Origin of the sequence: Methylocystis sp. H4A (assembly GCF_015709545.1) — a bacterium.
In the GTDB taxonomy this organism is placed as follows: Bacteria; Pseudomonadota; Alphaproteobacteria; order Rhizobiales; family Beijerinckiaceae; genus Methylocystis; species Methylocystis silviterrae.
On the sequence record NZ_JADNQY010000002.1, the window covers coordinates 1 to 420 of the forward strand.

The following is a 420-nucleotide window of genomic DNA, read 5'->3' on the forward strand; positions in this document are numbered from 1 at the left end:
CTAGGAGGGCGTCGTGGAAAGCGCGCGTAAACTTTGGATCTCGCTCATCACCTTATTGGCGCTGTCCTTTGCCGTGCTTCTGCTCATCGGTCGAGAGATAAGTGTCAAGGCACCGCCATTACCCAAGCGCGTCGTTACGGAAACCGGCCGCACGGTCTACACCCTCGCCGACATCCAGCGGGGCCGGCAGGTATGGCAGTCGATCGGCGGCATGCAACTCGGTTCCGTCTGGGGACATGGCGGCTACGTCGCGCCGGACTGGACCGCCGACTGGCAGCACCGAGAACTCGTCGCCATCCTGGATGCGTGGGCGCGCCGCGAGTTCGGCGCCGGCCGATACGCTGATCTCAACGAGGAGCAGCAGAGTTCGCTTCGCGGACGGCTGCGCCCGATGATGAGGCGAAACACGTTCGATCCGAA

Annotated in this window: 1 pseudogene; it reads left to right on the plus strand. The window is 63.6% G+C overall.

Going from position 1 to position 420, the window contains the following annotated elements:
• Positions 1 to 13 precede the first annotated feature (13 nt).
• Positions 14 to 420 (plus strand): annotated as a pseudogene (locus tag IYW40_RS00010) (nitric-oxide reductase large subunit); the annotation flags it as partial.